We start from the raw sequence: 13,323 nt of genomic DNA, 5'->3' as shown, positions 1-13,323 counted from the left end.
AATGAAAATTTCTCACCGCAAAAAACTTGTTAAATTCACTTCTGTAACAGCGTGGATATTTGTTCTTTTTATCACAGTAAAAGCAATGATTTCTTTTGTTAAATATCTTAACAACGAAACAACTAATGATGCACAAATTGTAGAATACATCAATCCAGTGATTGCAAGAGTGGGTGGATACGTAAGAGAAGTGAACTTCAATGATTTTGATAATGTAAAACCTGGCGACACTTTATTTATCATCGACAGTCAAGAATATAGATTGGATGTACGCCAAGTTGGTGCTGAACTTCAAAAACAGAATGCCAATACTCAGGTTTTGGATCAGCAGAAAGAGACATTGGAAGCAGAAGCAAAGGAAGCTTATCAATCCATTGAAACTGCTAAAGTAAAAGTTTGGAAAGAAAATCTGGAATATGAAAGGTACAAAATGCTGTATCAGGAAAAGTCTGCAACCGCACAGAAACTGGAACAGATGGAAGCCAATTTGAAAATATCTAAAAGTGAACTAGCACAGGCTCAAAAACATTATCAGGTTGCGAATGAAAAAGTGAAAGACCTGAATAATGAGAAATCAGTTATTGGGGCAGAAAAAAGCCGTCTGCATGAAGTAAAACAGAGAAGAAATCTTGACGTTGGCTATACTGTGATTACAGCGCCCTACAAAGGCCGATTGGGAAAAAGAAAGATAGAAAAAGGACAGATGATTGACGTAGGTGACCATCTTTGCTATATCGTGAATGATGAAACGCCTAAATGGATTATGGCAAATTTCAAGGAGACACAGATTGCTCAATTTTCGATTGGCGATATTGTTTCCGTGAAAGCTGATGCTTATCCCGAACATCAATTTAAAGGAAAAATCATTGCAATATCTCCGGCAACAGGTTCCAGTTTTTCTCTGCTTCCACCGGATAATGCGACAGGAAATTTCGTGAAAATAGTACAGAGAATTCCGGTAAAGATTGAGATTTTAGGTTTAAATACTGAATGGCGTTCCAAATTAATGTCCGGAATGAATGTGAGTGTTACCGTACCGCATCATAATTAAAATTATGGAAATATTTAAAAAATGGGTTCCGAACTGGTTGGCAAAAATAATTTTATTTGCATTGCTGGTTCCCAATATGGTAATGTTTTTTCTGCCTTTGGCAAACGAAGAAGTTTCTGCTGGATATTATGGCATTGAACCCAATGATATGCAGTTTATGGTTTCGCTTTACTATGCTGGGTTTGCGTCTTTTTATTGTCTTGAAAGAAGATTCTACAGTTATTTTACTTCAAAACAATATTTCATTCAGTTTCAGTTATTACAGTTGTTATGTTGCTATCTTTTATTTTCTTCGGATATTCTGACGATCATTTTTTCCGTAAGATTTATTCAGGGAATGTTATTTGCGAGTGCTGTAAATCTGTATATGTCGATGGCATTAGGATTTATGAAATCATTTCGAGCCAAAGAAATAACCTACAGTTTATTTTTTGGAATGTTGCTTTGTGCCAGCTCATTCAACAATCTTATCACAGCAGATTTGATCGATATGCACAATTTTGATATCGTATATAAACTGTCGATACTGATGTTTGCGGTGAGTCTATTAGCCGTTCTTGTCTGCATCTCTTCTGCAAAAACCTTTCACCGCCATACTTTAATTCATCTCGATTTAAGCAGTTTTATATTACTTGCGACTATTCTAATTGGAATTGGATACCTAAGCGTTTACGGGCAGCAATATTACTGGTTTACAGATATAGGAATTATAAAGATTTGTTTGATGATAGTGGTGGCTATTCTTCTGTTTATCATCCGTCAATCAACTTTAAAAAGACCCTACATCGATTTTTCAATATTGAAGACAAAGAATTATATCTGGGGTGCGCTGCTTTTATTTTTTATGTATATCGAAAGGTTTTCATTCACATACATCGGGAGCTTTTACAAAAATATTTTTCATATGGATCCGCAACATATTTCTTATATGTACTGCTTTAATTTGATTGGAATCGTCTGTGGAGTCTCATTAGCGGCTTGGCATCAGATTAAAAAATCAAATATAATCTGGCTTTGGATGTGCGGATTTACGTGTTTGCTGATTTACCATATTCTGATGACACAAATGCTTGAAAATATGGGAAATGAGACATATTACAGTCTTCCCCTTTTCGCTCACGGTTTGGGAATCGGTTTGATTATGGTACCCACGATTTTGTTTATAATTAGTGTGGTTCCCTATTATCTGATTCCTTCTGCCGCCGCTTTTGGATTATTAGTAAGATTTTTGGGTTATACTTGCAGTACAATTTTAACTAAATTTTTCACAGTTTACAATTACAATCAACATTATGCAAATTGGTTAGACTACATCAGTAATAACAATCATTTTTATCAGGACAAAAAATTGCAAATAAGTTTGTACTTGCATAACAACGGATTCAATCACAAAGACATTCCTTCTGTAAGTGACAAAATCTTTAAAACACAGCTCGACAATCAGATTCTTTTGCGTTCGATTATGGATTATTATACTCTAATGATTTGGCTGTCATTGGCAATCTTATTTTTTCTCCTATGTTATTATATTAAAGAGAAGAAAGTCTATGTGCATTTCAGACCGTTTTTGCCAATATAAATTCTGCTGACAGAAGCTTGTTTATAGGCTTATTCTAGCGATTATTATTTTATAGCTGTTTATGATGAATAAACAGTTTGATAAGATTCTTTTTTTGAATTTGAAATTTAAATTGTTTACTTCAGGGAAAGCCAGATCAATCTTGTTTTAGTAAAAAAAAGCACCAGCTTAATCATTCAATCCATATGGATTTATGACTCAAATCATAATTTATAAAAGATATTTAGCAGTAAAAAAATTATTTTAAATTTAATTTTTATTCTGCCTTATTGTATGAATTTTTGATATTCATTATTATATTTGCATAATCATTTATGAAATTCACATTAGAAATCACAAAGCCTGAAAGCGGATCAAGTCTCGGCTTTAAGACAATATATTTTAACGCATTCAAAATCAACATTATCGAAAGATATAGTGGAAAAACGACATCCAAATTCTATCATATTGTTATTAAACTCAGAACAATAGAAGACGAGATTATTAACACTACGGATGGCGCTGGAAGAATAAAACTTAAAGAATCGGATTACCAAGCTTACGGCCAGTTGGCAAAAGCTTTAACATCTTATGAGTACCGAAATAAGTTGATTGACCGAAAGAAAATTGATGATGATTTTATCAACTTTATTCTGAGCAGAATGGTTGGTCATTATCAGCTTTAACTTGTAATTAATTGAGTTTTACAAAAAAACTATCTTAAAATAATCAGTTAGAAAAAGCTTTTATAGGCTTCAAATGATTAGTCTGAAGACAAACGTATTCCTATTCTATTACAAAACCTATATAATATTTAAAAGTTTTTAATTTTGAAGCAGTCCACTTCAAAATATTTTTGACTCGTTTTATTAAGCAATTTCTGCTATTCTTGCCTCTCATACTTCTCTCCACTCGCAATTCCACAAAATAGAGAAAAAAGATAATAGACTAAGCAACCATAAACCAAGTGAGTTTTGAAACAAAAACACTAAATTTGCAAACTTATGGAAAGCAACAGACAAAGAAAAGTAGCGCAGATTATTCAGGAAGATATGGCAGAAATCTTCCGCAAACAGGCAGCAGAAAGCAAACAAAGCTTTCTGGTGTCTGTTTCTGATGTGAAAGTAACTGCCGATCTCAGCATCGCAAAAATATATTTGAGCATCTTTCCGGCTGAACTGAGAAAGCCAATAATGAAAGAGATCAACACCAACAATGCTTTTTACCGCAACTATATCGGACAGAAAATGTCTAAACAAGTGCGTATTATTCCGCAACTGTCTTTTTACATCGACACAAGTTTGGATGATGTCGAAAGAATAGAAAAAGAACTGAAAGGCGAAGGCGACAACCCCATTCTATAATCTGCGACTGTATTGAAAAATGCTTTTTACATAGCATCTCGATATCTGATTTCTAAAAAAGGAAGTACAGCGGTAACTTTTATCACTTGGCTAGCCGCTTTTGCGATGGTTGCGGCTGTGGCAGCGATGTTCATCATCATTTCAGTTTTCTCCGGATTGGAGGAGATGAACAAACAAATGATTACCAATCTGCACGCAGACCTGACTATCAAAACCAAAACAGGAAAAGTTTTACCAGATATTGACAAAATCCAAAACTCACTGAAAAAGAATTCTGATATTGCTCATTTCTCTAAGTTAATCGAGGAAAAAGTCTATCTGAGTTATAAAAACAATGGCGAAATTGCTTATCTGAGAGGCGTAGATTCAGCTTACACAAGCGTTAATCCTATCAACGAAAATATTTTCTACGGCAAATATCCAGACTTCAAATACAGCAATGAGGTGATTATGGAAAATAGTCTGGACAACAGGCTTTCGCTTCCTGTGAACTCAAGTCAGGATTTTGCAACGATTCTGATGCCGAAACCGGGAAAAGGAATTATCCAGCAAGAAAATGATATTTTCAATAAAAAAGACATTTTCGTTAGTGGAATTTTCCCGGGTAATGACCAATTGGACAATTATATTATTGCTCCGATAGAATTGACACAACAACTGCTCGGACTCCCAAAATCAGCTTGTTATCAAATCGTTATTAGGCTGAAAAATCCTGTCAATGCGGAAATTGTTAAGTCTAATTTAGCTAAAGAATTTGGAGACAAAGTAATCATCAATACAAAATCTGAGGAAAATGCAGCATTTTGGAAAATGATTAATACAGAGAAATTGATGATCTATCTTATTTTCGGTTTAGTGATTTTCATTACGACTTTCAATTTGGCTGGAGCGATTACGATTTTGCAATTGGATAAAAAAGACCAAGCAAAATCACTTGTTGCATTAGGCTTCAATAAGAAGAATCTTAGGATGATTTATTTCTTCACCGGATTTTTGATTGTATTCTTTGGAATTATAATGGGGCTTGTAATTGGATCGGTTATTTGTTTTCTGCAAATCAGAACAGGATTTTTCCGCGCAAGTGAGACTCTACCTTTCCCAGTTAAAATAGAAATGATCAATTACATTATTGTTTCGGTTGTAGCTCTATTCTTCGGACTTTCTATTTCGTGGATTTTCTCTAAAATTAATAAAAGATATCTTTCTGATAAATAAACCCAAGCCACTCATTTTAAGAGCCTGTTTAAATTTTATAACCACATAGACACAATAGAAAAATTAGCTTTTTACTAATAGAAAAAAGAAAAAACAGCAATAATCTTGCCCTATTTTCCCTGAAAAATTCTCTTTTTGATTTTAAAAACTATGTAGCTATGTGTTTATAAACATTTATTTGATTAATTTTTAAACAGACTCTAAATTCATTAACTTGTTATTAAACAATTAATAATTATGTGAAAATTTCTAAACAGATATTTTTATCTATTATTTTTATTTTCACGAAAATATTATTACAATTACTACAATTATTTAAAAAAATCATCTAATTGAAGGAGATAACTCTTCAATGTTAATAATTTAATATAATTTTAATAAAATTATTCAATACCTTTACCGCCCTTAATTTTTTGAAATGAAAAAATGTATTTTTATTCTTGCTGTTGGAATGTTTAGCATAACAAATGCGCAGATTCCGACAGGTTATTATGATGGAGCAGCCGGATTGACTGGTTATGCACTTAAAACAAAGTTGGGAGAGATCATCACTGCTGGTTACCAAACCAAAAGCTATGACAATCTTTACAATGGTTATCCGAGTACAGACACCGATAATTTTTATGAAAAAGACGGTTCGGTTCTGGACATCTACTCTGAAAATCCTTCAGGAGCAGATCCGTACAACTATACACATGGGCAGAAAAAATGCGGGAATTATTCCGTAGAAGGAGATTGTTACAACAGAGAACATTCTATCCCACAAAGTCTTTTCAATGAAGCAAGTCCAATGGTTTCCGATATCCACCACATCTTGCCAACAGATGGAAAAGTAAATGGAATGAGAAGTAACTATCCTTATGGTAAAGTTAATAATCCAACTTGGACTTCAAAAAACGGATCTAAAGTAGGACCAAATGCTTCTTCTGGTTATTCTGGAACTGTTTTCGAGCCAATCAATGAGTTCAAAGGTGATGTTGCGAGAGTAATGTTGTATTTTGTAACAAGATACCAAACAAGACTTTCTAGTTTCTCTAGTGGCAATATGCTTAATACAAGCAATGTTAATCAGGGATTGACGACTTGGGAACTAAATCTTATGTTACTTTGGCATCAGCAAGATCCAGTTTCTGAGAGAGAAATCACAAGAAACAACGCAGCTTACGTTTACCAAAAAAATAGAAATCCATATATTGACCACCCAGAATATGTTGCTCAAATCTGGGGAACTGTAATGGCTGTAGATGATGCTTCTTTCTCTAAGAATTTGACAATCGCTCCAGACCCTGTAAAAGGAAATACAATCCAAGTAACAGGAGACAAAGATTTGAAACAATTCAAAAAAGCGTTCATCTATAATACTGTTGGACAAAATGTACAAACGATTGACAATCCGTTCCAAAATGGAAATACAATCACTTTAAAAAATCTACCAAAAGGTGTTTACATCTTGAAAACAGGAGAATTGAACACGAAATTTATCGTTGATTAATTGTCTTAAACAAATATTAAAATTTTGAAATCAGTTGCTTTGGCAACTGATTTTTTTTACCTTGAAACTTCAAAAAAATTTAAAAATGATATACAACAGATTGCTTTTCCAAAAGCTTTTTTTCTTGGCATTGATTCTCAACTCTCTCCTATTCTTTGCACAAGACAAACCTTATTGGAAAGAGATTCAAGAATTCAAAAAATTAGATGAAACAAACGGAATTCCAAAGAAACCCATTCTATTCGTAGGAAGCTCTTCATTCACTTATTGGCAGGATGTCAATGATTATTTCCCAGGTAAAACGATTGTCAACAGAGGTTTTGGAGGTTCCAGATTATTAGATCTCAATAATTATTCTAAAGAGCTTTTGTCTCCCTACAACCCTAAACAGATTATTATCTATTGTGGGGAAAATGATATTTCTACAGACAATCCTACTCCAGCCGAAGTTTTGGAAAGATTTAAAACTTTCTTTGGAAAAATTCGTCAAAAGTATCCAAAAGTTCCAGTAGCTTATGTTTCTATTAAATATTCACCAAGTCGTGAAAAGTTTTGGCCTCAAATGAAAGAATTAAATGAAGGAATAGAAGCTTACCTTAAAACTCAAAAAAAAGCAAAATATATTGATATCACCAAAGTTATGAATGATGAAAACGGAAAAGTAAGAAGCGACATTTTCAAAGAAGATATGTTGCATATGAAGCCGGAAGGTTACCGACTTTGGACAAAAGTGATGGCACCTTATTTAAAATAAAACATTTAGAAACGTTAAATTAATTCCTTAGTTGTTAAATAATTAAGGAATTTTTTATTTTTAATTTGTATTTATTCTAAATTAAATTATATTTGCAGCTATGATTCCAACAGTTATAGCTTTCAAGATTGCGCCTTTGGCTCCGGCTTACAGAAACGATGAAATGATGTATTGTGACAAGAAAAAATGTTGCAAAAAATTCAAAAAAGGAAAGCGTTGTAAAAAATGCCCAGGCAGATTGAAAATCAGTTAAACATCATCCAGATTATCATAGCAGCCAATGCTAAAAATATAAGAACAGAAACCAGTCTTTTAGATTGGTTTTCTTTTTTTGGAGATTTTTGGAAAGATTCAGATGGATTGTTTAACGATTCTTTTTCATCAGAATTGGATTCTGATTCTGCTAGTTCGGTAATTGTAATTCCTTGAACAATCGTTTTATAAAGAACCGTATTAGTCGCGTGAAGCAATATCTGGAATTTCCCTTGAGAATCAAACTCTTTAATCCGAATTGTCCTTTCTCCATTCGGTTTTTCTAAACCAAAAGGAACTATTTTCACCAAGTCCGCATCGTAAGTATTCCAATAAACTGTAATTTCTTCACCAGCTTTCGCGCGGATTTTACTCGCAGAAAAATTCTTAATTTTTGGAGGTAGAATACCTTTTACATTTCTCTGCTGACTGCTGAGATTCTGGTCATAAAGTCGTCTTCTTTCCGTATCAGTCAATGTTTCGTAAGCTTCCTGAATTTCCCTAAATCTATCCGAGAAGAACTGATCATTATCATTTTTATCTGGATGATATTTCAGAGACAATTTTCTGTAGGCTTTTTTGATGTCTTCTGCAGAAGCATTTTGAGGAATTCCGAGAAAGTAATAATAATCCTTCACAAAGCAAATTTAACGATTCTGTTTATTTTTATAAAACTAAATTTCATTTCTCGCAGATTGTGCAAATCCAGCAAATTAAAAATCAGCACCATCTCCTTAATCTGCGAGAAAAAAACAAAAAACGGAAAGCTCTCACTTCCCGTTTTTCTTAACAATTTAATTTAATTTTCTAAAAAATTATTCTGCAGTTCTTGGTTTGCAACATCCTCTTCCGAATTGCGTTCTCACTTTTTCTTTCAAAGAGTTGTATTCTTCGTCATTCATCGTTCTGATTCTATCTGCAAAACCGAACGGCGTTCTTTCTTTCACATCATATTCGTCGAAGATTCCTCTTACAAATGCTTTTCTTTTTTGTGCTTTTTTCGCAATGATGGCGATAGCTGCTAAACCTGCGATTGCTAAAATTCCTTTTTTCATTTTTTTTAAAGTTTTACGTTTTACATTTAGGAAGACGCAGTCTCAAATCTTTTACTTTAAATAATTTTTAGGGCGCCTTTATCCGTCTTCCACTCCCGCTTTTTTCTGTCATTGCGAACGAAGTGAAGCAATCTGTTGAACTTTTATACAATCGCAATGACATAAAAAGAGCTCCGTTCAAGCCGGGGCGCGCTGCGCACAATAGAAACATTTGTTACTTAAAATCAATATTGTTTAATATTTATTATTTAATTTGCTTCTAATAAAACTATATTAATGGAATATAAACCAATAAGCTTAGAAGAATTATCAATTGAAATTTCTAAAGGAGAAAATAAAATGGATGAGGAACTTTTGAATTTTTGGAATACAATAAAAATTACTCCTAGTAAGTGGAATGAAAATCAATTTTGGAATAAAGAAAATAGCTTTTGGGTAGTTGCTAAATACAAAAATTTAGTTTTATATTACAATGATATCGAAGATGGTTTTAATATATCTACATTCAAAAAAGAGGGAGAAATTAAAGAATATTGTGTAGAGCAAGATGAATTATATTTTTCAGTTCTTAAACTTTCAAAATTTTAATTAAGAATAAAATTCCTAATTAATTTTACCAAAAAATAAAAGCCTTGTAATCGCAAAGCTTTTATCTTAATCAGTTTTCATAAATTCAAAAACACCATATGTACAAATTATTATTTCTTTTAATTTTCAACATTTGTTTCAGTCAAAAAAATGAATATTTTTCTGATTCAAAAACAGTTATAAAAGCTAATCAATACAAAATCAATATCACACAAAACAACAAGAACAAACAACCCGTTGTAAATTTTATTTTATATAAGAAATCAGCTAAAAAATGGATTCAGATTCAATCGGGAAATTTCAGAAAAGAAGAAAGCAATTTGTATGTCACCACTGTATCAAGTTGAACTTCTACTCTATTTTAGCTGCAAAATGCTTTTCATATTATTTTTTTCTTTAATTTAGACAATCTGAAAAAGCATTTGCTTTGTTTATGAATTCTTGAACTTTTGGTACTTCGAATTCCCGTACTTCGCCAAGCCGCAAAACGTTGGTAGAAATAATATTACGACAGTTGTAAAATGAAAATACCTGACGACATAGAAACAAATATCTTACTACGGAACAACTCTCCGGTTGACGATTTTTTGGGACTATCACCGACAGAAATTCATCATTTACTTTACGAAACATTTGGCGACGAATCTCCTGTTCAATTTCGTGACGACATTGACGACAAAACACTTGACCAAATTCCGCTTTTTAGAATAGTTGAAGATTATCTAAAAATAATTCAACGTGACAAACACATCAAGTTGACACCCCTCGGAGCATTACCCAAAAAATTAATGGTTGAACTTTACGACAAGAGATTTTTACTTGACGAGCATATTGAAAGAGGAATAACAAAACTTTGGAAAGAAGATGACTGCATTGCCATAAGAAGTGCAAGACTGACAGCGGAGATAGCTGGACTTGTAAAAAAAGTATCTGGCAAACTTACATTGACAAAGACTGCAACTAAACTCCTTGAGACTAACAACCGCTTACAAATATTCAGACAGTTTTTTCAGGCGTTTACAAACAAATTTCTTTGGAGTTATAATGACGGCTATCCTGAACAACCAATCGGACAACTAGGTTGGGCATTTTCAGTCATTATGCTTGACAAATTTGGCGACCAACCACAAACAGTTGACTTTTATGCTGACAAATATTTAAGAGCATTTCCAAAGTTTATTACATTTTTCCAACCTGACTATTCAACTCCAGAGCGACAGTTTTTTAGATGTTATGGCGTTCGCACTTTTGACAGGTTTTTTCTTTGGTTTGGTTTCGTGACAGTTGACAAACAAAAAATATTTATAGATTTAGACACTGATAAATTTAAACGAACGGACTTGATGAAACACATTTTCAAAATTGACGACTGATGACAATGGACGAACAAAGAATTACTGCTGTTAAGACGGGTTTTGCGTCAGGCCGGGTGACGTGCAAAGTTGGAGCTTTGTGCTTCTAATGAACTTGGGTGCAAAATTGAAAGTTCCATCTTTGAAATTCGCCACTACGCAAAGCCACAGGCGGTTACCAGCAATTTTAAAACCACGTTACGTAAAAATCAGAACGGCAAAACCGAAGTCTGTTTGATGTATCGCATTACAAAAGAACTTTGGATTTTACTGATATGCGGAATGGCAGACAATTTTTGAGTTACGAAATCATTGAACGAATCAGGGTCTTTGGTTACCACTTTCAAAACCACATCGAAAATTCCACCTGTAACATAGGCTTCCATAACTTCTTCTAAATTTGAGATGTTTTCTAAAAACTCATCAACGTATTCAAGTCGTTGACTATTCAGAGAAACATTGACGATTATGGTAAATTTCAAACCAACTTTTCGTTGGTCTATAATGGCTACATATTCTTTGATGTATCCTTCATTTTCCAACTTTCGGATTTTGTCGTAAACAGACGTTCTAGACATATTTAAGCGTTCTGTTAAGTCCGAAATATCAAATTTTGAATTTCGTTGCAGCAATCTCAACAGTTCAATTTCTTGCTTATTTAATTCTTCCATCGGATTTTTTCCTTCAAATATACTAAATACAATATTCAATTCGTACAAAAATCATAAATATAAACTAAAAACAGGACTTTTCACATATTAAATCAATTAATTAAAAACATAAACCTAAATTAAATAATTTTGTCTGTACAAAACAAATTTAAAATATTTAAGTACATCATCATAGTCGCATCAGGAGCTTTAAGTTATGGAATGCTGTCTTCTTTTGCTAAAATAGCTTATAGTCAAGGATATAATGCAGGAGAAATAACATTTACTCAAGCTCTTTTGGGAGCTCTGATACTTTGGTCAATTGTCATTTTCAGAAGTATAAAAAACGGGAAATTCAAACTTTTAGGAAATTGGAAATTGTTACTTGCCGGAACTTCGATGGGAATTTCTGCATACACTTATTATTTATCGGTCGAATATATTCCTGCATCTTTAGCCATTGTTTTGTTAATGCAGATGACGTGGATGAGTATTTTAGCAGAATGGATTTTCTACAAAAAGAGACCGAGTTCTGTTGAAATCATCTCTTGCATTCTTATTGTGGTTGGAACCGTCTTTGCGGGAAATCTCATCAATATAGAAAATTTCGACTTTCCACTTATCGGAATTATTTTAGGATTAGCAGCGGCTTTACTTTACACTTTATATGTGTTGTTTACAAGCAAGCTGGGTACAGAAGTTCCAATGTTTGAAAAAAGTGCATTGATGACAACAGGTTCTGCAATGATGATTTTGCTGATAAATTTCCAATCCATAACCACAAGTCCCAATCTTGATTTAGGTTTATTGCAATGGGGAGCGTTTTTAGCTTTATTCGGAACGGTTATTCCTCCTGTTTGTTTCACTTGGGGAATGCCAAAAATCGGTGCAGGATTGAGTGCAATTTTATTAACATTAGAACTTCCAGCCGCCGTATTTTGTGCTTTTCTGATATTAAATGAACAAATTACTTTTGTACAAATAATCGGAGTAATGATAATGTTAGGAGCAATAGTTTACCTAAATATTTCTAAATCAAAACGAGAAAAACAAATCCAATCAACAACAGTTCAAGATATAAATTATGAGTCAAAATAGCATTGAAACCATTAACATAAATGGCAATAGATTATACACAGAACATTACAAATTGTATGAAAATCGTCCAACAATTGTCTTTCTTCACGACAATTTGGGTTGTGTACAACTTTGGAGAGATTTTCCTCAAAAATTAGCCGAATCTGCTCAATGCAATATTTTGATGTACGACCGACTAGGCTACGGAAAATCAGACCCAATGCCAACTTACGAAAGACCAACCAATTATTTAGAACTGGAAGCTGATGTTCTGAACGATTTACTAACAGCACTCGAAATTGACAATATTATTCTTTTCGGACACAGTGATGGAGCAACAATCGCGTTGCATTCAGCAAACAAATATCCCGAACGAATAAAAGCAGTTATTGTAGAAGCAGCTCACATTTTTGTTGAAGAAGTCACATTAAAAGGAATCTATGAAGCTATTGAAGCATACGAAAATACAAACCTTGCCGAACGTTTAGCCAAATATCACGGAAACAAAGTCGATACGCTTTTCAAAGCCTGGACAAAAACGTGGACGAGAGCTGACTACAGAAATTGGAATATCGAACATATTTTACCTGAAATATTTTGTCCGTTGCTATTCATACAAGGCGAAACAGATGAATACGGAACTTTGGAACAAGTAGAAAAAACAATTAGTCAAGTAAGTGGAAAAGCTGAAAAATTTATCATTCCAAACGTCGGACATACACCACATAAAGAAGCACCCGAAGTTGTCCTTGAAAAATCGATTGAGTATATTGAGAACCTAATGAAAGAATAAAATACTGCAGATAATACCCAAAGTTTCCTTGCTTGGAAAGCCAACAATGAATTGAAAAATCATCAAAACATAATAAATAATAAAAAACACTGAGAAAGTAACTTAATTTCGCGAACAGTAAA

Annotated in this window: 15 protein-coding genes; 12 read left to right on the top strand and 3 right to left on the bottom strand. The window is 33.1% G+C overall.

Translation table 11 applies throughout. The features are described from left to right. Position 1: 1 nt before the first annotated feature. From V7P73_RS06425 to V7P73_RS06390, 8 genes are all read left to right on the top strand, one after another. Positions 2 to 1,051: an HlyD family secretion protein gene (locus V7P73_RS06425; protein WP_333852100.1), complete on the top strand. Its 1,050-nt coding sequence runs from the start codon at positions 2 to 4 to the stop codon at positions 1,049 to 1,051. Positions 1,052 to 1,055: 4 nt separating this feature from the next. After that, positions 1,056 to 2,630, top strand: coding sequence for a beta-carotene 15,15'-monooxygenase (locus V7P73_RS06420; protein ID WP_333852099.1), 1,575 nt, complete (start codon positions 1,056 to 1,058; stop codon positions 2,628 to 2,630). Between the two features lie 314 nt (positions 2,631 to 2,944). Next, entirely contained in the window at positions 2,945 to 3,295 is a 351-nt protein-coding gene (locus V7P73_RS06415; RefSeq protein ID WP_333852098.1) for a prevent-host-death protein, read from the top strand. A 318-nt stretch (positions 3,296 to 3,613) separates the two neighbouring features. Further along, entirely contained in the window at positions 3,614 to 3,973 is a 360-nt protein-coding gene (rbfA, locus tag V7P73_RS06410; protein ID WP_333852097.1) for a 30S ribosome-binding factor RbfA, read from the top strand. A gap of 12 nt (positions 3,974 to 3,985) precedes the next feature. Next, positions 3,986 to 5,188 carry an ABC transporter permease gene (locus tag V7P73_RS06405; RefSeq protein WP_333852096.1) on the top strand — a complete coding sequence of 401 codons (1,203 nt, stop codon included), beginning with the start codon at positions 3,986 to 3,988 and terminating at the stop codon, positions 5,186 to 5,188. A gap of 418 nt (positions 5,189 to 5,606) precedes the next feature. Further along, positions 5,607 to 6,680, top strand: a complete 1,074-nt coding sequence (locus V7P73_RS06400) for an endonuclease (RefSeq protein WP_333852095.1) — start codon at positions 5,607 to 5,609, stop codon at positions 6,678 to 6,680. A gap of 85 nt (positions 6,681 to 6,765) precedes the next feature. Then, on the top strand, positions 6,766 to 7,434 hold the full coding sequence (locus V7P73_RS06395; protein WP_333852094.1) for a GDSL-type esterase/lipase family protein: 669 nt from the start codon (positions 6,766 to 6,768) through the stop codon (positions 7,432 to 7,434). A gap of 100 nt (positions 7,435 to 7,534) precedes the next feature. Continuing rightward, complete coding sequence (locus tag V7P73_RS06390) at positions 7,535 to 7,687, top strand: hypothetical protein (RefSeq protein ID WP_333852093.1); 153 nt, start codon at positions 7,535 to 7,537, stop codon at positions 7,685 to 7,687. On the opposite strand, the gene V7P73_RS06385 is transcribed toward V7P73_RS06390, so the two are convergent. Next, the gene (locus tag V7P73_RS06385) at positions 7,680 to 8,324 is read right to left on the bottom strand and encodes a J domain-containing protein (protein ID WP_333852092.1); all 645 of its coding nucleotides are present in this window, start codon (positions 8,322 to 8,324) and stop codon (positions 7,680 to 7,682) included. The genes V7P73_RS06390 and V7P73_RS06385 overlap by 8 nt on opposite strands. Positions 8,325 to 8,501: 177 nt before the next feature. Next, the gene (locus tag V7P73_RS06380) at positions 8,502 to 8,741 is read right to left on the bottom strand and encodes a hypothetical protein (RefSeq protein ID WP_027382479.1); all 240 of its coding nucleotides are present in this window, start codon (positions 8,739 to 8,741) and stop codon (positions 8,502 to 8,504) included. A 276-nt stretch (positions 8,742 to 9,017) separates the two neighbouring features. Between V7P73_RS06380 and V7P73_RS06375 the strand changes: the two genes are divergently transcribed. Together V7P73_RS06375 and V7P73_RS06370 are read left to right on the top strand one after the other, a co-directional pair. Then, complete coding sequence (locus V7P73_RS06375; protein ID WP_333852091.1) at positions 9,018 to 9,329, top strand: hypothetical protein; 312 nt, start codon at positions 9,018 to 9,020, stop codon at positions 9,327 to 9,329. 521 nt (positions 9,330 to 9,850) lie between these two features. After that, complete coding sequence (locus V7P73_RS06370) at positions 9,851 to 10,702, top strand: hypothetical protein (RefSeq protein WP_333852090.1); 852 nt, start codon at positions 9,851 to 9,853, stop codon at positions 10,700 to 10,702. Between the two features lie 188 nt (positions 10,703 to 10,890). Here V7P73_RS06370 and V7P73_RS06365 read toward each other — a convergent pair whose 3' ends face one another. Further along, positions 10,891 to 11,352, bottom strand: a complete 462-nt coding sequence (locus V7P73_RS06365) for an Lrp/AsnC family transcriptional regulator (RefSeq protein ID WP_333852089.1) — start codon at positions 11,350 to 11,352, stop codon at positions 10,891 to 10,893. Between the two features lie 129 nt (positions 11,353 to 11,481). Here V7P73_RS06365 and V7P73_RS06360 point away from each other — a divergent pair, with 129 nt between their 5' ends. After that, positions 11,482 to 12,429 carry an EamA family transporter gene (locus tag V7P73_RS06360; RefSeq protein ID WP_333852088.1) on the top strand — a complete coding sequence of 316 codons (948 nt, stop codon included), beginning with the start codon at positions 11,482 to 11,484 and terminating at the stop codon, positions 12,427 to 12,429. Continuing rightward, on the top strand, positions 12,416 to 13,201 hold the full coding sequence (locus V7P73_RS06355) for an alpha/beta fold hydrolase (RefSeq protein ID WP_333852087.1): 786 nt from the start codon (positions 12,416 to 12,418) through the stop codon (positions 13,199 to 13,201). The genes V7P73_RS06360 and V7P73_RS06355 overlap by 14 nt, the downstream gene beginning before the upstream one ends. The last annotated feature ends 122 nt before the right edge of the window (positions 13,202 to 13,323 follow it).

Source organism: Epilithonimonas sp., from assembly GCF_036780765.1.
GTDB lineage: Bacteria > Bacteroidota > Bacteroidia > Flavobacteriales > Weeksellaceae > Epilithonimonas.
This window is presented reverse-complemented; position numbering and strand designations above follow the sequence as displayed.

Excerpts from the sequence above, each read along its gene's own strand:
- V7P73_RS06425 (WP_333852100.1), top strand. The coding sequence starts at position 2 with ATGAAAATTTCTCACCGCAAAAAACTTGTTAAATTCACTTCTGTAACA.
- V7P73_RS06420 (WP_333852099.1), top strand. The coding sequence starts at position 1,056 with ATGGAAATATTTAAAAAATGGGTTCCGAACTGGTTGGCAAAAATAATT.
- V7P73_RS06415 (WP_333852098.1), top strand. The coding sequence starts at position 2,945 with ATGAAATTCACATTAGAAATCACAAAGCCTGAAAGCGGATCAAGTCTC.
- rbfA (WP_333852097.1), top strand. The coding sequence starts at position 3,614 with ATGGAAAGCAACAGACAAAGAAAAGTAGCGCAGATTATTCAGGAAGAT.
- V7P73_RS06400 (WP_333852095.1), top strand. The coding sequence starts at position 5,607 with ATGAAAAAATGTATTTTTATTCTTGCTGTTGGAATGTTTAGCATAACA.
- V7P73_RS06395 (WP_333852094.1), top strand. The coding sequence starts at position 6,766 with ATGATATACAACAGATTGCTTTTCCAAAAGCTTTTTTTCTTGGCATTG.
- V7P73_RS06390 (WP_333852093.1), top strand. The coding sequence starts at position 7,535 with ATGATTCCAACAGTTATAGCTTTCAAGATTGCGCCTTTGGCTCCGGCT.
- V7P73_RS06380 (WP_027382479.1), bottom strand. The coding sequence starts at position 8,741 with ATGAAAAAAGGAATTTTAGCAATCGCAGGTTTAGCAGCTATCGCCATC.
- V7P73_RS06375 (WP_333852091.1), top strand. The coding sequence starts at position 9,018 with ATGGAATATAAACCAATAAGCTTAGAAGAATTATCAATTGAAATTTCT.
- V7P73_RS06370 (WP_333852090.1), top strand. The coding sequence starts at position 9,851 with ATGAAAATACCTGACGACATAGAAACAAATATCTTACTACGGAACAAC.
- V7P73_RS06365 (WP_333852089.1), bottom strand. The coding sequence starts at position 11,352 with ATGGAAGAATTAAATAAGCAAGAAATTGAACTGTTGAGATTGCTGCAA.
- V7P73_RS06355 (WP_333852087.1), top strand. The coding sequence starts at position 12,416 with ATGAGTCAAAATAGCATTGAAACCATTAACATAAATGGCAATAGATTA.